General features: G+C 65.6%; 19 protein-coding genes and 1 tRNA gene. 9 read left to right on the top strand and 11 right to left on the bottom strand.

What is annotated here, in order from left to right; translation table 11 throughout:
• Positions 1-72: 72 nt before the first annotated feature.
• Positions 73-315, top strand: coding sequence for a 4Fe-4S dicluster domain-containing protein (locus VKF82_00560; GenBank protein ID HME80544.1), 243 nt, complete (start codon positions 73-75; stop codon positions 313-315).
• A gap of 12 nt (positions 316-327) precedes the next feature.
• Here VKF82_00560 and nrfD read toward each other — a convergent pair whose 3' ends face one another.
• From nrfD to fdnG, 3 genes are read right to left on the bottom strand one after another with little or no spacing between them, the layout of a single operon-like run.
• Positions 328-1,224: an NrfD/PsrC family molybdoenzyme membrane anchor subunit gene (nrfD, locus tag VKF82_00555; GenBank protein HME80543.1), complete on the bottom strand. Its 897-nt coding sequence runs from the start codon at positions 1,222-1,224 to the stop codon at positions 328-330.
• A 5-nt stretch (positions 1,225-1,229) separates the two neighbouring features.
• The gene (locus VKF82_00550; protein HME80542.1) at positions 1,230-2,045 is read right to left on the bottom strand and encodes a 4Fe-4S dicluster domain-containing protein; all 816 of its coding nucleotides are present in this window, start codon (positions 2,043-2,045) and stop codon (positions 1,230-1,232) included.
• On the bottom strand, positions 2,042-5,083 hold the full coding sequence (fdnG, locus tag VKF82_00545; GenBank protein ID HME80541.1) for a formate dehydrogenase-N subunit alpha: 3,042 nt from the start codon (positions 5,081-5,083) through the stop codon (positions 2,042-2,044). The genes VKF82_00550 and fdnG overlap by 4 nt, the downstream gene beginning before the upstream one ends.
• Before the next feature lie 140 nt (positions 5,084-5,223).
• Between fdnG and VKF82_00540 the strand changes: the two genes are divergently transcribed.
• From VKF82_00540 to VKF82_00510, 7 genes are all read left to right on the top strand, one after another.
• A complete protein-coding gene (locus VKF82_00540) occupies positions 5,224-7,257 on the top strand; it encodes a GGDEF domain-containing protein (GenBank protein ID HME80540.1) in 2,034 nt (677 codons plus the stop codon).
• A 102-nt stretch (positions 7,258-7,359) separates the two neighbouring features.
• Positions 7,360-7,794: a PilZ domain-containing protein gene (locus VKF82_00535; GenBank protein HME80539.1), complete on the top strand. Its 435-nt coding sequence runs from the start codon at positions 7,360-7,362 to the stop codon at positions 7,792-7,794.
• Between the two features lie 13 nt (positions 7,795-7,807).
• Entirely contained in the window at positions 7,808-8,404 is a 597-nt protein-coding gene (locus tag VKF82_00530) for a phosphoribosyltransferase family protein (GenBank protein HME80538.1), read from the top strand.
• Entirely contained in the window at positions 8,401-9,048 is a 648-nt protein-coding gene (locus VKF82_00525) for an ABC transporter permease (protein ID HME80537.1), read from the top strand. Before VKF82_00530 ends, VKF82_00525 begins: the two co-directional genes overlap by 4 nt.
• The gene (locus VKF82_00520; protein ID HME80536.1) at positions 9,045-9,938 is read left to right on the top strand and encodes a glycine betaine ABC transporter substrate-binding protein; all 894 of its coding nucleotides are present in this window, start codon (positions 9,045-9,047) and stop codon (positions 9,936-9,938) included. Before VKF82_00525 ends, VKF82_00520 begins: the two co-directional genes overlap by 4 nt.
• A 3-nt stretch (positions 9,939-9,941) precedes the next feature.
• Positions 9,942-10,919, top strand: a complete 978-nt coding sequence (locus tag VKF82_00515) for an ABC transporter ATP-binding protein (GenBank protein HME80535.1) — start codon at positions 9,942-9,944, stop codon at positions 10,917-10,919.
• A 1-nt stretch (position 10,920) separates the two neighbouring features.
• Positions 10,921-11,550, top strand: coding sequence for an ABC transporter permease (locus VKF82_00510; protein ID HME80534.1), 630 nt, complete (start codon positions 10,921-10,923; stop codon positions 11,548-11,550).
• On the opposite strand, the gene egtD is transcribed toward VKF82_00510, so the two are convergent.
• The 8 genes from egtD to VKF82_00470 all read right to left on the bottom strand — a co-directional run bounded on the left by egtD (position 11,547) and on the right by VKF82_00470 (position 18,472).
• On the bottom strand, positions 11,547-12,479 hold the full coding sequence (gene egtD / locus VKF82_00505; GenBank protein ID HME80533.1) for an L-histidine N(alpha)-methyltransferase: 933 nt from the start codon (positions 12,477-12,479) through the stop codon (positions 11,547-11,549). The two genes, VKF82_00510 and egtD, sit on opposite strands and share 4 nt — an antisense overlap.
• A gap of 49 nt (positions 12,480-12,528) precedes the next feature.
• Positions 12,529-13,014, bottom strand: a complete 486-nt coding sequence (locus VKF82_00500) for a nuclear transport factor 2 family protein (protein HME80532.1) — start codon at positions 13,012-13,014, stop codon at positions 12,529-12,531.
• A 71-nt stretch (positions 13,015-13,085) separates the two neighbouring features.
• Positions 13,086-13,520, bottom strand: a complete 435-nt coding sequence (locus tag VKF82_00495) for a GNAT family N-acetyltransferase (GenBank protein HME80531.1) — start codon at positions 13,518-13,520, stop codon at positions 13,086-13,088.
• Positions 13,521-13,558: 38 nt separating this feature from the next.
• A complete protein-coding gene (locus VKF82_00490) occupies positions 13,559-13,885 on the bottom strand; it encodes a hypothetical protein (protein HME80530.1) in 327 nt (108 codons plus the stop codon).
• The gene (locus VKF82_00485; protein HME80529.1) at positions 13,882-15,102 is read right to left on the bottom strand and encodes a molybdopterin-dependent oxidoreductase; all 1,221 of its coding nucleotides are present in this window, start codon (positions 15,100-15,102) and stop codon (positions 13,882-13,884) included. Before VKF82_00485 ends, VKF82_00490 begins: the two co-directional genes overlap by 4 nt.
• Before the next feature lie 80 nt (positions 15,103-15,182).
• Complete coding sequence (locus VKF82_00480) at positions 15,183-17,063, bottom strand: PDZ domain-containing protein (GenBank protein ID HME80528.1); 1,881 nt, start codon at positions 17,061-17,063, stop codon at positions 15,183-15,185.
• 9 nt (positions 17,064-17,072) lie between these two features.
• Entirely contained in the window at positions 17,073-18,350 is a 1,278-nt protein-coding gene (locus VKF82_00475) for a Glu/Leu/Phe/Val dehydrogenase (protein HME80527.1), read from the bottom strand.
• 38 nt (positions 18,351-18,388) lie between these two features.
• Positions 18,389-18,472: transfer RNA gene (locus tag VKF82_00470), tRNA-Leu, on the bottom strand.
• Between the two features lie 97 nt (positions 18,473-18,569).
• Between VKF82_00470 and VKF82_00465 the strand changes: the two genes are divergently transcribed.
• The gene (locus VKF82_00465) at positions 18,570-19,079 is read left to right on the top strand and encodes a hypothetical protein (protein HME80526.1); all 510 of its coding nucleotides are present in this window, start codon (positions 18,570-18,572) and stop codon (positions 19,077-19,079) included.
• The last annotated feature ends 1 nt before the right edge of the window (position 19,080 follow it).

Raw genomic sequence — 19,080 nt, 5'->3', positions numbered from 1 at the left:
CTTCAGTAGGTCCCGTATGCCATCCTTGAGAATACCGCGTGGCCCCACACCCGTCCGGAGGAACCGCCGCCAGTGACCTACGTGATCTGCCAACCGTGCATCGGAGTCAAAGACAAGTCGTGCATCGACGTCTGTCCCGTCGACTGCATCAAGGGCACGGACGAGGATCAGATGCTGTTCATCGATCCGAGCACGTGCATCGACTGCGGCGCGTGCGTGGCGGCGTGCCCGGTGACCGCGATCTACAACGAGACCGAAGTCCCCGAGCAGTGGAAAGAATACACCAAGATCAACGCGGACTATTTCAACAAGTAAGCCCGGGTCTTCTTAATCCTGCGGCTCGGATGTGAACTTCAAGTAGGCGTCGGCGTCCTTTGAGGATCTGCGCCCGCCTTCGACCATCGCATAGCGCAGCGCCAGTCCGCCGGCGAGCACCAGTATCGGCTTGACCACGTCCCACAGGCTCGACGTGCGCGTGCTCGGCAACGCCAGCGGCGCCGCGATGCCTGCTCCCTGCACGCCTTTTTCGAAGATGTCTTTGAGCGGCGGCTCGCGCAGCGGTTTCGCGAACTCGCCGACATCGGACAGCCAGACCGCCAGCGCGATCGCTTCCGCCAACGATGCCATGCGCTCGGCGTTCGCAAGCCGCTTGCGCGCGCGCACCGAGCCGACGCCGAACAGCTCGGCGAGCAGCGCGATGCCGGCAGCGCCGGTGGCCAGCGATGACGACGCGAACAGCGCCGGCAGAAACGGCGACTTGGCCCACATGGGGATGCTCGAATGGCTCAGCAGCACGCCCGTGTAGGACCCGACGAACAGCGCAGACGGAAGCCCCAGCAACGCCGCGGCGGTGCGCACGAAACCACCAGCCCCAGCGAGATTGACCGCGGCGGCACCGGCCGCCGCAGCCGAGAGCGACGTCATGCCCCACACGCCGGCGTTCATCGGCGACGTCGGTTTGAACACCCGCAACATATGATGGAAGCGTTCGGGGCGGCCGAGATGGCTGATCAGAAGGGGCGCGCTGATGCCCATCGCGATGGTCGAGACCGCGTAGCCGAGCTTCGCGATCTCACGGTCGTCCTTGTGGCCGCGCAGCGCGGCGAGCGACGACGCCACAAAAGCGCCCGCACCGATGCCGCCGACCCACAGATAACCGATGACCGACCAGCCCCAATCCGGCGGCTTGAGGACGGGCTGGTCGTAATAGTTGGACATCTCCATGCGCGTCAGTCCGAGTCGAACATGAGCGCCATGGTCGCCGCTACGACGATCGCGGCGCCCAGGCCCCACAGATAGCCCTTGGCCATGGCGCGCTTAGGCGAGCGCGGATAGCGCGGGAGATTGTACTTCTCCGGTTCGTCGAGCAGCAAGAAGAACGAGTTGAGGCCGCCGAGCGCGTGGTCTTGCGCGGGCATGCCGTACAGCTGGGCCTTGCTCTCGCCGCGCGCTTGCAGGACCTCGACGCGGCGCGCCGCGTACTCGCGCAGCTGATCGACCTCGCCGAAGAGGATCGAGTCCGTCGGACAGGCTTTGGCGCACGCCGGTTCCATACCGTCCTTGAGCCGGTCGTAGCACAGCGTGCACTTATGCGCGGCGCCATCCGTGTTCGGCGCGGCGTGCGCCGTCTCGATGACGCCGAACGGGCACGCGACGACGCAATAACCGCAGCCGTTGCAGATGTCCTGCTGCACGTACACGGTGTCGAATTCGGTGCGGATGAGCGAACCGGTCGGACACGCGTTCTCGCACGGCGCATCCACGCAATGCTTGCACACGTCGCTGTTGAACAGCCAGCGCATCGCGCCGCGCTCGTCTTGCTGCTCGATGAATTGGACATGGCGCCACGTCGTCGCACCGAGCGCGACGGTGTTGTCGTACGACATGCCGGTGAATTTCTGGCCGTCCGCGGGCAGCTCGTTCCACTGTTTGCAGGCGACTTCGCACGCCTTGCAGCCGATGCACACCGACGAATCGGTGAAAAAACCCATCGGCCGCGCTTGAGGCGGCGGCTCGACCCGTTCGAACGCTTGGAAAAAGCTCATGCGGATTCGGTCTTTGGCGCGACCGGTGCGGTCGTCGCTCCGGTGCGCCTGCCGGCGCGGACGTTACAGGTGATGGCCTTCACCTCGTAGATCGACACGTTAGGCTCCAGCACGAGATGGGTGAGGTCATTGGGTGTGTCGCCCTTGGTCACCCCCATGTAGCTCCAATGCACCGGCACTCCGATCTGGTCGATCAGCTTGCCTTGGATCTGCAGCGGGTGCATGCGCGGTGTGACCAGCGCCCGGCCCTCGAACTGCCCGCGCAGCGTGCTGACGGTCACCCAGCCGCCGTTCACGATCCCTTTCGCGGCCGCGAGCTGTGGGCTCAGCTCGACGAACGCTTCGGGCTGCAGCTCCGCGAGCCACGGCAGCCAGCGCGTCATCGCCCCGGTGACATGATGCTCGGTCACGCGGTACGTCGTCATGACGACCGGATAGTCGGGGTCCTCGGGCGCCGCGATCGGGTTGTCGCCCGTCTTGGCGAACGTCTTGGCGGTCGGATTTGACTGCTGTCCGTACAGCGCGTTGTGCACCGGCGATTCATAGGGCTCGTAGTGCGTCGGCATTGGACCATCTTTGAGCCCCTTGGGCACGAACAGCCAGCCACGGCCGTCCGGCATCATGATGAACGGGTCGCTGCCTGACAATGCATCCATGCCGCCCGCGCCCGGCTTGGCGGGGGTCTCCGGATCCTTGGTGGCCGGGAAGTCGGGCACGTCCTCGCCCGTCCACTTCTTTTGCTCCTCGTCCCACCAGATGTACTTCTTGCGCTCGGACCACGGGCGTCCCGACGGGTCGGCAGACGCCCTATTATAAAGGATGCGTCGATTCGCCGGCCAGGACCAGCCCCAGTTCGGGAACACGCGGCCGCGATTGTCGCGCGACGCCGCTTTATTGCGCCCGGGCTCCGGATGGATGCCGCTGTAGATCCACGAGCCGCACGCGGTCGTGCCGTCGTCTTTGAGCTCGGCGAAGCCGCCCAGCAGCTTGCCCGTCGCGATCTCGCAGCCGTTGATCTCTTGCACGACGCGGTCCAGATCGGGCTCGTCGAGCACCTTCGACCCCGGCTCGGGCTCCGCGCGATCGTACTCCCAGGTCAGCGCTTGGATCGGCGCGTCGCGTTTGAGCTTGCTGCCCGCATAGAGCTTCTTGAGGCGCTTGGCGAGCTGATGGATGAACCATGCGTCGCTGCGCGCCTCGCCCGGCGGGTCGATCGCTTTATCGCGCCACTGCACCAGCCGCTGTGTGTTGGTGAACGAGCCTTCCTTTTCCAAGTGCGAAGCAGCGGGGACGAAGAATATCTCGGTCTTGATCGCGGCCGGGTCCTCGCCGTCCGGCGCCGCATACCAGAACGCCGCCGACTCGATCTCGTAGAGATCGCGTACGACCAGCCAATCCAGATTCGACAGAGCCCTGCGCTGCAGGCGCGCGTGCGCCGAGCCGGACGCCGGATTTTGCCCCATGATCAGCATGCCCTTGATCTTGCCTTCGACCATCGCGAAGGTGGAGGCGAGATGCGAATGGTCGCCGTTGGTCTTGGCGACCCAGTCGAAGCGATAGTCGTTCTCCACGGTCGCCGCGGCGCCGTACCACGCCTTCAAGAACGACACGATGTACTTCGGGAAATTCGCCCACCAGCCGGTCGGCCGCCACGCCGCCTTGATGTATTTCTCGAGCGTGCCGTGATCGAGCAGCGCGCTGGGCTGCGGCATGTAGCCCGAGAGCAGATCGTACAGCGTCGGCACGTCGGTCGATCCCTGGATGGACGCATGGCCGCGCAGCGCCATGATGCCGCCGCCCGGGCGGCCCATGTTGCCCAGCAGCAGCTGCACGATCGCCGCCGCGCGGATGTTCTGCACGCCGTGGCTGTGCTGCGTCCAGCCGAGCGCATAGCAGAACGCGGCGGTGCGCTCGCGACCGGAGTTGTCCGCGAGGATCTCGCAGACGCGCAAGAAGCCGTCCTTGGGGACGCCGCAGATGCGCTCGACCTCTTCGGGCGTATAGCGCTCGAAGTGGTACTTGAGCAGGTTGAGCACGGTGCGCGGCTTCTTCGCCTCGGGATCGGTGACGGTATTGCCCTTCTTGTCGCGCTTGTATTGCCACGACGAGGTGTCGTAACTGCGTGTCTGTGGGTCGTAGCCCGAGAACAGTCCGTCGAGCGCCTCGCTGTCCTCGAACTTGTCGTCGATGACGGTCAGCGCGTTGGTGTAATAGTAGACGTAGTCGTGGAAGTAGCGCTCGTTGACGAGCAGCCAGCGGATGATGCCTCCTAAGAACGCTATATCCGAGCCCGCGCGGATCTGCAGATAGAGATCGGCCATGGCCGAGGTGCGCGAGAAATGCGGATCGACGTGGATGAGCTTCGCGCCGCGTTCTTTGGCCTCGAGCACGCGCGCGAACGCCACCGGGTGGGCTTCGGCCATGTTCGAACCCATGATGAGAACGGCATCGGAGTTGACGAGGTCTTGCGGGAACGTCGTCGCGCCGCCCCGGCCGAACGAGGTGCCCAGACCGGGCACCGTGCTGCTATGTCATATCCTCGCCTGGTTTTCGATCGGGATGATGCCCAGGCCGCCGCACAACAGCTTCTTGATGAGATAGTTCTCTTCGTTGTCGAGCGTCGCGCCGCCGAGCGACTCGATCGCGTAGCACGCGTTCACCGTCGTGCCGTCGGGCAGCGTCTCGACGAAGGTCTCGTCGCGCGTCTGCTTGATGCGCTGCGCGATCTGCTCCATCGCCCACTCGAGCGGCTTGGTCTCCCAATGGTCCGAATAGGGCGCACGATACTTCACGGTCGTCGTGCGCAACGGGTTGACGGCGTATTGGTACGTCGCCGCGCCCTTGGGGCAGAGCGTGCCGCGGTTGATCGGACTGTCCGGATCGCCCTCGACGTCGAGCAGGACGCCGTCCTTCACGTAGGCGAGCTGGGCGCAGCCGACCGCGCAATAGGGGCACACCGAGTGCTTGACCTGCGCGCCGCGGATGCGAGGCGCTTTCTCCACGCTCTCCCGTGAGAACGGGCGCTCGGGCGATAGCATAGGCCGCGGGTTCGGCCGTGGCACGCGACCCCCTGCGGGGGCGAACGCGTGTCCGGCCGCGGCTGACGGCGGGACAGCGTGTCGCGCGGCGCTAATTGTCCCGTCGCGGCACTCCGATGGTCTGTAATAGAGGTAGCTCCTTGGACGACTCTTCAGGAATCAAACGCAGATTCCGCAAGCTGCTCGGCTTCGTCACGGGCGAGCGGTCGCCGCTGCCTGCGCCCACCGAAACGCCGGGCGGGCCGACGCCGTCAGCCGGCGAGACGGCGGCCGCCATCGCGTCGGGCATCGAGGCGCCGCTCGAACCGGTTCCCTCCGCGATCGGCCAACAAGAACGGCCCTCACAATCACCGCCGCCTGCGCCGGCGCCCCCGCACAGCCCGATGATCTTCGCCGCGCCGGCGCCGACCGCCGAGCGCGACGACGACCTCGAACAGGTCCTCAACGAGAACCGCATCCGCTCCGTCTTCCAGCCGATCATCAATCTCGCCGACGGCAGCGTCTTCGGGTACGAAGCGCTCTCGCGCGGTCCGATCGGCACGCGCCTCGAAGGCGCCGATGCGCTGTTCGGTGCGGCGGCTGCGGTGGGCGCGACCCACCGCCTCGAACGCGTCTGCCGTTTCCGCTCGATCGCGGCGGCTGCCGGCATCCCGAGCGGCTGCTACCTGTTCTTGAACTTGAGCCCGCGCGTGCTCGAGGAGCAAAACGCGGGGTTGTCGCGCGAGGTCATCGAGCAAAGCCGTCTCGCGCAAGAGCGCGTGGTGCTGGAGATAACCGAGAAGCAGGCGATCGCCGACTTCGACCTGCTCAAGCGCGCGCTGCTCTACTATTATAGACAGGGCTTCAAGGTCGCGATCGATGACGCCGGCGCCGGGCACAACAGCCTGCGCGCGGTCACCGAAGTGCGGCCGCACTTCATCAAGCTCGACATGGCGCTGGTGCGCGACATCGACCGCGACCGCGCCAAGAACGCGCTCGTCTCCGCGATCATCATCTTCGCCAAGCGCATCGACGCCAAAGTGCTCGCCGAAGGCATCGAGACGGTGGACGAGTTGGCGACGCTCATCGAGATCGGCGTCGACCTCGGCCAGGGTTTCCTGTTAGGGCGGCCGTCGAGCGGGTTCATCGAGCCCAAGCCCGAGATCGCCGCGTTCATCCGCGAACGTTCATCCACGCTGCGCGCCGTGCCGATGCCCAAGCGCATGGCGGTCAGCACCATCACCCGCCGTGCGCCGGCGCTCATGCCGACGGCCTACACGAGCGAACTGCTCGAGATCTTCGATCGCAATGCCGACCTCGACAGCGTCGTGCTCACCGAATTCGGCGCGCCGGTGGGATTGGTCAGCCGGACCAAGCTCTACGAGCGCCTCTCGCAGCAATTCGGATACTCGCTCTACTCGAAACGCGCGGTGCGCTTGGTCATGGACGACTCGTATCTGGCCGTCGACGCGAAGGACTCGATCGAAGAGGTGGCGCGCAAAGTCACGCACCGGCGCAGCACCGAGATGTACGACGAGATCGTCGTGCTCGAAGACGGCGTGTACGCGGGCGTTGTCTCCGTACGCGACCTGCTGCACACGATGACCGAGTTCCAAGCGACGATGGCGCGCAACACCAACCCGCTGACCGGTTTGCCCGGCCGCATCCCGCTGCAGCAAGAGATCGACCGGCGCTGCGAATCCAACACGCCGTTCGCGGTGCTGCACATCGATCTGCTCAACTTCCGAGCGTACAACGAGCGTTTCGGCATCGAGCGCGGCGATGAGGTGATCGCGCTGCTCGCCGAGACGCTGTCCACCGTGGTCGCCGAGTCGAACGACCGGCAGGCGACAGTCGGCCATCTGGGCGGCGTCAATTTCCTCGCCGTGTGCGATCCGGCGAACGTCGAGCGCCTCGGACGCGCCATCATCGAGGCCTTCGGGCGCAGAGCCGCCCCGCTCCATGTGGCGCGCGACCTTGCGTCAGTCGAACATGGGAACGCTGTCCCGCCGAGCATCGGCTTGGCACTCGTCGGCATCACCGCGACCTCGCCACCCCTGCCGAACCTGGCGAGCCTGCAGGGCAGAACGGCACGCTACAAACGGGTCGCCCGGGCCGCGGGCGGCAACGCGTTCGTGCTCGACGGGCAGCTTATCGCCGGCCGCGTTGTGAGCTTCCCGCAAGAAGTCGGTTGACCGCTCTCCGAGCTTGCGGCTTGACAGCTCCTCGACCATAAACGTATCATTATCTCTTGGGGGGCCATTTCCAGAAGGACGGCGGGGGCTGCACGCTCCGAAATGTCCATTTTTGGTTTTCTCTTCAAGAAAAAGCCCGGTGGCTCTGGTCTAAAGCCACGGCTCTCCTCGCGTCTCGCGGTGAGCGAACCTGTCCGTTTGATCATGCCGTGGGGCCAAGAACAACCCGCCATCTTACAAGACGTGTCGGCCGGCGGCGCCTGTCTGCGCACCCACCAGCGCCTGCGCGTCGGCGAACAGATCGGCATTTCCATGTATTTCGGCTTCCAACAACGTTACGATATGCAAGCGCGCGTCGTGTACGCCCAAGGCGGTAATGGCGGCTTCCATGCGCGCTATGGCGTGCGTTTCGTCTGGATCAGCGATGAAGAGCGCCATCGCTTGAACGAATATGTGACCGAGCGTGTCAGCGCGAGCCAGTTCGGCGTGCGCGCGTTCTCAGCCAACCCGACTCCCGAAAATCTTCCCCGACCGTAGAGCAGCGGGCACGTTGCTCGCGGACCGCTTGCGCGACGAGGCATCGCCCGTCGTGCTCGGCATCGCGCGCGGCGGCGTCTTGGTCGCGGCGCCGGTGGCACATGCGCTTCGCGCGCCGCTCGACGTGTGCGTCGTACGCAAGGTCGGCCATCCATCGCAACCGGAGCTGGCGATGGGCGCCGTGTCGGCCGCCGGCGACGTGGTCCTCACCGAGCACGCTCGCGACGTGGCATCTGACAAGCTTGACGAGCTCATCGCGGGCGCCCGCGCGCGTGCCGACGCGCTGGAGTTCGAATTGCGCGGCGGGCGGGCGCCGATCCATCTGGCGGGGCGGACGGCGATCCTCGTCGACGACGGCATCGCGACCAGCGCGACCATGTTATGCGCGCTCGAAACCGCGCGCAATCGCGGTGCCGTGCGCGTGGTGTGCGCGGTTCCGGTCGCACCCGGCGATTTCTTGGAGAGGCTGCGGGCGAAATGCGACCGCCTCGTCGTGCTTGTGCCCGCACGCGAATGGCATTTCGCGGTCGGGCGATACTACGCCGACTTTCGCGAGGTCTCGGATCAAGAGGTGCGTGCGGCGCTCGCGGCCGAACCTGAGCCCTCGTGACACCGTCGCAAGCGCTGTGGACATACGCCGGCGCGAACCACGCAGCGTTAGTGCACGCCGTGCTCGTGCATGCCGGTCTGAGCCTTTCCGCGCTGGCGATCGGGTGCGGCCTGAGCATTCCGCTCGGCATCTGGACATCGCGCCATCCGGCCGGTTCGAGCGTCGTCACCGTGATGACCGCGTTGCGTGCAATCCCGAGCCTGGCGGTGTTGGCCTTGGTGCTGCCGGTGCTGGGTCTTGGCACCAAACCCGCGCTGGTGGCGCTGACGCTGCTGGCCATCCCGCCCATTCTCATCAACACCGATGTCGGCTACCGCTCCGTCGACCGAGCTGCGGTCGAGGCGGCCCTTGGGATGGGCATGCTGCGAGAGCAGATCCTGCGCCGCGTCGAGACCCCGCTCGCCGCGCCCGTCGTGCTCGCCGGCGTGCGCACGGCCGCCGTCGAGGTCATCGCGTCTGCGACGCTCGCCGCGTTCATCGGCGGAGGCGGCCTGGGCGACCTCATCGTCGCCGGCTTGCAGAACGACGACATCGGCGAACTGCTCGCCGGCGCGGTCTGCGTCGCGCTGCTCGCTCTCGCGGCGGAAGCGCTGCTCGGCTTCACGCAACGCCGTCTCACCGCACCGGCGCTGGCAAACGCATGATGCCCAACCGGATCTCGCGGCGCGCGGCGCTTGCCGGACTCACGGCGCTGGCGCTCGCGCCGGCGGCGTGCGCTCGCCGCAACGCGGTCAAGGTCGGCTCGAAGAACTTCACCGAGGAGCTGATACTCGGGCAGATGTACGCGGCGCTGCTCGAGCACGCCGGCCTTCCGGTCGAGCGCCGCCTCGATCTGGGCAGCACCCAGGTGATCATGCCGGCGCTTGCGCGCGGCGACATCGATCTGTATCCAGAGTATACGGGCACGGCCTTGCTCGTCGTGCTCAAAGCGGCCCCGCTGTCGGACCGGCGCGCCGTCTATGATCTGGTAAAAACGCAATACGCGCAGCGCTACGACCTCGTGCTGCTCGACCCGGCGCCGATGAACGACACGCAGGCGCTGGCCACCACGCAGGCGCTCGCGGCGAAATACGGGTTGCGCGACTTGAGCGATTGCGCGCGCGAGGCGCCGAAGCTGCGCCTGGGCGCGCCGCACGAGTTCCTCGAGCGGCCCGACGGTCTGCCCGGACTGGTCAAGGCGTACGGCGGGTTCGCCTTCGCACGCGTCGTGCCGGTCGACATCGGGCTCAAGTACAAAGCGCTTGAGACCGGAGCGGTCGACGTGGTCGTCGCTTTCGGCACCGACGGCCAGATCGACACCGACCACTTGGTCGTGCTCGACGACGATCGGCATTTCTTCCCGCCCTACGCGGTCGCCCCGGTGGTCCGCGCCGTGACGCTGCAGGCACATCCGCAGATCGCTCCGACGCTCAACCGCCTCGCGCCGCTGCTGACCGACACGGTCATGCGCCGTCTCAACCAGCAGGTCGACGGACAACGTCAGGAGCCGGACGACGTGGCGCGGGCATTCCTCACGCAAGCCGCGCTCATCTAGGCCATGCCAGACGCCACGCCGGCGATCGCTTTCGACCACGCCGTCAAGACCTATCCCGGCGGCGACCACGCGGTCAACGACGTCAGCCTGGAGATCGCGTCCGGCACGTTCGCCGTCCTTGTCGGGCCTTCGGGCAGCGGCAAGACGACGCTGCTCAAGACGGTCAACCGCCTCTACGACCTCACGGCCGGCCGAGTGCTGGTGGATGGTGTCGACGTCACGAGCGTGGATCCGGTCCCTTTGCGGCGCGGCATCGGTTACGTGATCCAGCAGGTCGGGCTGTTCGCGCACATGACCGTCGCGGACAATATCGCCGTCGTGCCCTCGCTGCTGCATTGGGACCGCGCGCGCATCGCCGCGCGGGTCGACGAGCTGCTCGCGCTCGTGCACCTCGAACCGCAACAGTACCGCTCGCGCTATCCCGCGCAACTCTCGGGCGGCCAGCAACAGCGGGTCGGGCTGGCGCGCGCGTTGGCGGCGGACCCGAAGATCCTGTTGATGGACGAGCCCTTCGGCGCGCTCGACGCCATCGAGCGCGAGCGGCTTCAGGCTGAGCTCGCGGCGCTCCATGCGCGGCTGCACAAGACCGTGCTGTTCGTGACGCACGACGTGGATGAAGCCCTGCGCCTCGCCGATGTGCTCGTGGTGATGCGGGGCGGGCGCATCGAGCAGGCGGGCACGCCGCTCGAGATCATCACCGGGCCCGCTAACGTGTTCGTCGCCGCGCTGCTCAACGCCGACGACGTGATGCGCCGTTTTTCCGTGATGAAGGTCTCGGCCGCGATGTCCGCAGCGGGGTCGTCGACGCCTGCGAGCGGGCATCGCATCGGCGTGGACCGCGATTTGCGGACGGCGCTGTCATTGATGATGCAGGCAGGCGTCGAGTCGCTGCTCGTGGTCGATGCGCGCGGCTCGCCGCTAGGTTCGCTGACGCTTGCCGATATCCGAAGAGCCGCGCGGCCGGCGACGGCGAAGGCCTGACGTGCACTATATCTTCGCGCATCCCGACATCGTGGCAAAGGCGCTCGGCCAGCATATCTGGCTGAGCTTCGCAGCGCTTGCGGTCGCATTGGCGTTCGCGATCCCCGTCGGCGTACTGGCCGCGCGCTCCAAGTTCGCCCGCACGCCGATCTTCGCGCTGCTGGGCGCGATCTACACGATTCCGAGCCTGGCGCTGTTCGCGCTGCTCATCCCGGTGCTGGGCTTGGGTTTCACGACCGCGCTGGTGGCGCTAGCGGCCTACGCGCAGATGATCCTTGTGCGCAACATCGCTGCGGGCATCGACGGCGTCGATCCGGCCGCGCGTGAAGCCGCGCGCGGCATGGGTATGGACGGGTGGCAGGTTTTCTGGCGCGTCGAGCGCCCCTTGGCCATGCCGGTAGCGCTAGGCGGTGTGCGCATCGCGGCCGTGTCGATCATCGGCATCGCCAACGTCGCTGCGTGGATCGACGCGGGCGGCTTGGGCACGCTCGTGCTCGGAGGCATCCAGGCGGACTATCCGGATAAGGCGGTCGCAGGCGCGCTTGTGTCAGCGGCGCTCGCGCTCACGGTTGATTTCCTGTTGCGGCGAGCAGAGGCGAGATATCGCCGCCACCTGGTGGCGCCAAGCTAACGTGCGACGAGGAGATTCGATGTGAACGTGCTCTCGGCGTCCTTCCACGTCTTGGCGACCTCGAAGCCGGTCGCATGGGCGAGCGCCTTGATCTGATCGGCGTCGTACTTGTACGACGACTCGGTGTGGATGCTCTCGCCCGGATCGAAATGGACGTTCATCCCGAGGTTGTCTATCGCGAGGTCTTGCGCAGCGTCGCTGACGAGGTGCATTTCGACGCGCCCCTCGGCGGCGTTGTACGAAGCGCGGTGCCGGAACGCGTCGAGGTCGAAATGTCCGCCGAGTTCGCGGTTGATGCGCAGCAGCAGGTTCTTGTTGAACGCAGCGGTGACGCCAAGCTTATCGTTGTATGCGCTTTCGATGATCGCGATGTCTTTCTTCATGTCCGCGCCCATGAGCAGCGAATCACCCGACCGCAACGTCTCGCGGACCGCGCGCAGCGTCCGCTGGGCCTCGTAGGGCTCGAAGTTTCCGATGTTCGAACCGAGGAACAGGACGAGCGTGCGTTCGACGCCGTTGCGCGAGAAGCGGCGCAGACCTTCATGGTAGTCCGCGACGTGCGGATCGACCGTGATCGCCGGATATTCGGCGTTGAGCGCGTGCACGGTCTGATCGAGCGCTGACCGCGAGATGTCGATAGGGCTGTAGCGCAGCGCCCCCTGGCGCGCGAGCGCCGCGTCCAGCAGCAGGCGGGTCTTGGTCGCGGTGCCGCTACCCAGCTCGACGATCTCCAGCGAGTCGCCGACCGACGCGACGATGTCGCGCGCGTGCGCGCGCAAGATCGCGCCCTCGGCGCGGGTGAGGTAATACTCGGGCAGGAGGCAGATGACTTCGAAGAGCGCCGATCCGAGGTCGTCGTACAGGTATTTGGTCGGCAGCGTCTTCGGGTGCGCGCTTAGCCCTGCGCGGACCTCATCCCCCAAACTCATCGCCGCTGGTTCTCGCCAGGCCTATCGAACTCGCCCCGGTTGCGGGACGCTAGAGGGAGCTCGTCAGCGGCGGTTGCACGGTCACGCTGGCCAGTCGCCATCCTTGCGGGGTTCTGATGGCGCGTTCATACACGACAGATCGCGTGACCAGCGTGTCTTGATTGGCAACGTCTTCCTTGAATTGGGCGGGTAGGGACACGTCGGCGGCGTCGGGGCTCAACAGCCTGATATTAAGGGAACCATAATCCGGCAAGACGCTCCACGTCGCTGATTGGTACATGGCTGCCAGCTGGCTCATGGCCGCGTCGTGACCGCGCAGCGTGAGCGGTCCATCGGCCCACGTGAAGTCCGGCGAGTCGAGCAGCAGCGCGCCGATCACGTCGAGGTCATGCGAATTCTGTGCGTCGTTGAAGCGCACGACGAGCGCGCGCACGTCCTGCCACGCCTTTGGCGGATCGTCGCTTGCGCGCGCTACGGCAGGCAGCACGAGCGACGCTGCCAGACAGGCGAGGATGGCGGATGCGATTTTCTTCATATCAGCATTGTACCCGCGCGCCGCAGGTTTGAGTGCGTGGCTGATTGGGAAGCGGGGTGCCGGCTGTGGCCTTACGGCGTCGTGCCGTCGAGGGTCTTTAGGAAGACCCAGAAGTGCTCGTCTCGCACGTAGCCCTCGGATGTGTAGAGCGCTTGGGCGGCTTTGTTGTCGAAGGCCGTGCTCAGCGTCAGGCCCGCCGCGCCGGTTTCGTGCGCGTGCCGCTCGGCGCGCCGCATGAGCAGGCGGCCGACGCCGGCTTTGCGCGAACCGGGATGGACGTAGAGGTCGTTGAGCAGCCAGAGGCTGCGCATCGCCACGGACAAGAACAGTGGATACAAGTGCACGAAGCCGACCGGCACACCATCATCGAACGCGATGAACAAGGCGGATTCGCGCCGGCTCCAGCGCTCGTGGAGAAACGCGAACGCGCCGTGCGGATCGGAGGGCGCCTTGTAGAACACGCGGTACGCATCGAACAGCGGCGCGACGAGCCGGATGTCGTCCAACGATTCCGCCGGCCGGATCCCGACGGAACCTTCGTGGCTCAGCTCTGCTTGCCGTTCTGCGACATCAGATAGTCGACGAGCAACGGGATGTCCGCATCAGCGATGGGGGCGCCGAATGCCTTTTGCATCTTCGTCACCTCGGCCGTCCACTGAGCTTTGGTCAGCGGTGGCTGCGTGTAGACGTAATCTGCGGAATGGCAGATCAAGCACTTCGATTGCGCGAGCGCGACATTCGGACCGTCGTTGAACGTGATGTCGGGCGGCGGCAATGTGATGGAGCCGTTCGAATCGGCACGAGTCACGCCGACGCCCACGACTGCCAAACCGGTTGCGAACACCAGCGAGAGAACCGTAAGCTTTTTCATGATGCCGACGCCTCCACGCGGACGGTCTCCACCGTGTTGCGCAGATAGCCGCCGGGATTCCATACCGGGTTATCCAAACGTTGCGCCTCGCCGATGGTGTTCATCGCCAAGGATGCAAGCGCATACTGCGTGCCGGCTTGCGGGGTGAAACGTGCCTGCCATGGCCGAAAAGCGTACTTGCCATAGTCTTTGCCCAGGGTTGCCGGCGTCCAGTGCCCGCCGCCATCCGCCGAGAACAAGACGCTCTGAATGCCGTATCCGCTGTCGAAGGCGATACCTTTGACCGTCAATGCGACGCTGGGCGCGACGCGCGCGCCGTCAGCCACGCTGGTGATGAATGAGCGCACCGTGAGACGAGTGATCGGCACCGTCTTGACCGTCGCGCCCGGTTGCTGGCAGCCGCAGGGATCCGCCGGAATGCGATACGCCGTCTTCATCCAAAAGTTCTGATCCGTCTCGGAGAGCACTTCGATGTCGTTGAGCATTTTCGTCCAGTACGTCGCGAAATATCCTGGAACGACCAGACGCACCGGATAGCCGTTGAGCACCGGCAGGTCTGCGCCGTTCATGGAATAGGCGACGATGACGTCATCGCCCATCGCCACGTCTATGTCGAGCGCCTTGACGAAGTCCGGAGTGGCGGGAAGCACCGGCGTCTCCGCGCCGTTCAGGCGGACTTGCACTGCGCCGTCGCGCACGCCCGCCTTGGCGAGGATGTCTTTGAGGCGTACGCCCTTCCATAGCGCGTTGCCCATTGCGCCGTTGGCCCACTGGCCGCCGGCCACGCGCGGGCTGAAGAAGCCGCGGCTGTTGCCGGAACATTCGCACACAGCGGCGATCTCGACGGCATCAAAACCGGCCTTCAGGTCAGCGACGCTGAGCTGCAGAGGCGTCGTCACCAAACCGTGAACGTTGATGCGGAATGCGTTGACGTCTATGTCGGTCGGCACGCCGGCGAGATGCCAGCGCACGAAAAACGCATCATTAGGCGTGAACTCGCTCTCGTTGAAGATCGAGAACGGCGTCTCCAGCTGCACCGGCCGTGTGGTCAGGACGATGAGCGGCCGCTTTTGCGGATACGTCGCCACCGGCCGAGCGCCGTTGGCAAACGGAAGCGTGACCGTTTGCGCGAGCGCGGGAGCACCGAGCAGCGTGCCGCCCAATGCCGCGCCCCCGATGAGGAACTCGCGCCGACCCATGCCTGGAAGGTATGGCATCACTGGACCTCCTCTCGCGGTATCCCCGCCGTTCGCGGCGCCTCGCAAGGCGGCTCCCACGTGCGGGACGGCGGAGGCCGTCAGCGAGGTGCGGTGATCGCCGCCAGCATGTCGGGCGTCCCTTGCGTGCGCTCGAGGTGCGGGAAGCGCTCTCCGCCATGGTAGTCGATTGAGATCAGCGCGAACGTCTTACCGCTTTGCACGATGAGCGTAATCGGTGCGGTCGTGCCGCGCGACGCCTTGACCGCCGCATGCAAGCTATCGGCGCTGAACGCGCGCCAATTCACCGCCACGATCTTCATCCCGGCACCAAGACCCGCTATCGCTGCCGGCGATCCCGTCAGCACGTTGCCCACTTCGCCGGGCGATGAATCGTCATTTTCCGATCGCACGACGACGCCGATCGAATAGCGCAGATCGATCGTGTTGCGCGCCTCCTCGACGATCTCGTCAGTGGCGTTGGGCACGTCGTTGAACGTCAATCGATACCCAGCTCGAGCGAGCCACTCGGACGGCGGATGTTTCATCACCGTGTAGACGCGCGTCTTGAAGAACGCGTCCCAGTCATACGGCTGCACCGCGTTGAGCGCCGCCACGACGTCGCCGTATGTGTAGGTCCGGACCATCGGCGGCGTGCTCGGCGGACCGAAGAACCCTTTCATGAACGTGTCGAGCGACTTCGAACCGTTGCTCGCTTGGCGGATCAGCGTGTCGGCGTCGAGCCACACCAATTCGCCTTCGTCGTAGAAGTCGTCGGTGGTGCGCCGTTCCTGGGTCCACTGCCTGGGTGCTTCATACAGATACGGCGCGGCAACGGCGACCTCGCTCAACGGTGTCGTCAGCCTGCCTGGCTCGTAGTCCAGTCCGGCGTACAGGCCGGCCAGGTAGTCCGGATATTCCTTGGGGTCGCGCAAACCGCTGCGGTACGAGAGCACATCACCGATGTATTGGTTCAGGCCTTCGTAGATCCACAGCAGATCGGTCTTCTCCGGCTCTTGATAATCCGTCGTCGTCAGGTCGGCGGGCCTACGGTACTTGCCGTTCCACGAATGCGAGAACTCATGCGGTAAGAGGTCGGCGCTAGAGTCAAACGCCTTCGGATCGGTCAGATACGTGTCGATCTCCCGGTTGTCGCTCGACTCGTGGTGCTCGATCCCTTCGGGCGCGATCGCGTCGCTGAGCGTGAGCAAGAAATGGTAGTGCGTCCAGTGACGCGCGCCGTACAGATCGTCGGCCTGTGTCACTAGGTTCTTGAGCTTGGCGACCATGTCGGCGTCGAAATCGAGATCGGCAGGAGTGGCGGCGAAGATGTGGATCTCATTCGTCGCATCCGGCTGATCCAAAAGAGTCGCTTGGCGGACGTAGCGCCCAGCGTCCAGCGGCGAATCGACCAACCTCTCCAGGCTGATGGTTCCGAAGTCAACGCGCGGGCCGTTGCGCGCCGGCGACGGCAACGCGGTGTCGTACTGCCATCCTTGCGGGAGGATGATGCTTGGCGTCACCGGGATGTCGCTGACCGGCGCCCCAGCCGGATAGAGCAGCGCGCGGTTCCAGTTCAACACGAGGATGTCGGGCGTCCCTATGACGTCGTCTTGCGTCATGAGAAAATCGAACGAGACGGCCAGCGATGTGACGCCCGCAGGCACGCGGATATGGAACGCGTACTGGTCGACGAGATCGCGCTGCCAGGACAGTGTCGCCCCGCCGCCTTCGACGTGAAGCGCGGCGAGATCGTTCAAGGGTCCGGTCGGCCCGTGCTCGCCGGGTATCCATTTCGGATAGTACAGGGTGAGATCGCCGGCGGTCACCGGGATGGTCATCTGCGCGTGGATGATGTTGCGCGGCGCTTCGCGCGCATCGACGAGCAGCGTCATCGGCTGCCGTGCCGCGCGCGCCGTGCCGCAGCAGAACAAGACAAGAACCGCGACCACCGCGACGCGCGCCAGGATCCGGCATCGCATCGGGGCCACCTAGGGGTAGATGCCGCGCAGTTTGGTCGCTTCGGCCACCCGGCCGACAGCCACCACGTAGGCGCCGTGGCGCATGTCGGTCTTATATTTCTTGGCCTGTTCGAACGTCTCGCGGAACGCGCGCACCATCTTGCGGCGCAGGCGCTCGTTGACTTCGTCCTCTTCCCAGAAGTTCTCTTGCAGGTCTTGCACCCACTCGAAGTACGACACGCTGACGCCGCCCGCATTCGCCAAGATGTCGGGCAGCACCATGATGCCGCGCTCGTGGAGGATCTGATCCGCTTCGGGCAGCGTCGGTCCGTTGGCAGCTTCGGCGACGATCTTGGCTCTGATGCGCGACGCGTTCTCGCGCGTGATGACTTTCTCGAGCGCTGCCGGGACGAGCACGTCGCAGTCGTATTCCAAGACGTCTTTGTTCGAGATGCGGTCGCCGCCGGAGAAACCGGTGACCGTGCCTGTCTCTTGCTTGAACGCGGTGAGGCCCGCGATGTCCAGCCCCTTCGGGTTGGCCACGCCGCCGCGGCTGTCTGAGACGGCGACGACGCTGAAACCGTCCGCCGCCATCAGCTCTGCCGCATACATGCCGGCATTGCCGAACCCTTGAATGGCGACGCGCGCGCCGTCGTGTTTGATGCCGAGCTCCTTGATCGCTTCATTGGTGACGTACAGGCAGCCGCGCGCCGTCGCCTTATCGCGCCCGAGCGAGCCGCCGATCGCGATCGGCTTGCCGGTGACGACGCCGGGGATCGAGTATCCCTTCTGCATCGAATACGTATCCATGATCCATGCCATGATCTGCGGCGTCGTATAGACGTCCGGCGCGGGGATGTCTTTCTCGGGTCCGATGATGATCGAGATCTCGCTGGTGAAGCGGCGCGTCAGGCCCTCGAGCTCTTTGAGCGACATCGCTTTGGTATCGCAGATCACGCCGCCCTTGGCGCCGCCGAACGGGATGTTGGCCAGCGCGCACTTCCAGGTCATCCACATCGCCAGCGCCTTGACCTCGTCGAGGGTCACGTCCGGATGGAAGCGAATGCCGCCTTTGCCGGGACCGCGCGAGAGATTGTGCTGGACGCGGTAACCCTCGAACACTTTGAGCTTCCCGTTGTCCATGCCGACCGGGACCGACACCGCCAAGACGCGCTTGGGCTCGCGCAAGTAGGCGTGGATATTCTCGTCGAGGCCGATGAGCGCCGCGACTTCATCGAGTTGGCGCTGCGCCATCTGCCAGACGTTTTGCTGGGATTGGACGGCGGACCGATCGAGCGTGGACGACATGAACTCCCCTTTGCGCGTAGGACGATCGCATGAGTGCGTGCCGAAGACAGGACTTGAACCTGCACGTCCTTTCGGACACAAGTACCTGAAACTTGCGCGTCTGCCAGTTTCGCCACTTCGGCTTGAGGACAGAAATGGTTTTCCTCACGGCCCTTTAACGCCTGCCGGAGACGCCGCCATGCAGCGTCACGTTCTATCTTTATGAAGGTCTTTTCTCGCATGACTGCTCGCTCGCTCGCCGCCGCCTTCGTGCTGGCGTTGCCCGCCATGCCCGCGTTCGCGGCGCAACCGGTGCCCTACTTACCCGTGCCGCACGACGCGGCGGTCATCTTGGAGACGGGTTCGACGAACTCGCCCGGGTATCGGATCGTCGTGCAGCGCAGCGGCGAGGTCGAGTACGTCGAAGGCGCGGTGCGTCGCACCGCCGCGCTGCGCGAGAACACGGCCGGCGCGTTCTTCGCGGACCTGCAGTCGGCGATGCCGCTCTCGGCGCTGCGAGCGGGGCGCTGCATGAAGAGCGCGTCATTCGGGAGCTCGACCTTCGGCTGGTGGCGCGGCCAGCGTTCGCCTGATCTGCAGTGCGCGGCCGATCCGCGAGGCACCGCGCTGTACTCGAGCATCAGCGCGATCGCCCTCGAGCTCGGAATGGGGCAACGCCGGATCCCGCTGATGCCCAATGAGCCGCGCCGTCCGATGCCCGAATCGAGCCCGACGCCGTCGACGCCCTGAC

The sequence above is a fragment of the Candidatus Eremiobacteraceae bacterium genome, from assembly GCA_035314825.1.
Classification (GTDB): domain Bacteria; phylum Vulcanimicrobiota; class Vulcanimicrobiia; order Eremiobacterales; family Eremiobacteraceae; genus JAFAHD01.
The sequence above is the reverse complement of the archived record's forward strand: the minus strand, read 5'-3'. Positions and strand labels throughout refer to the sequence as shown.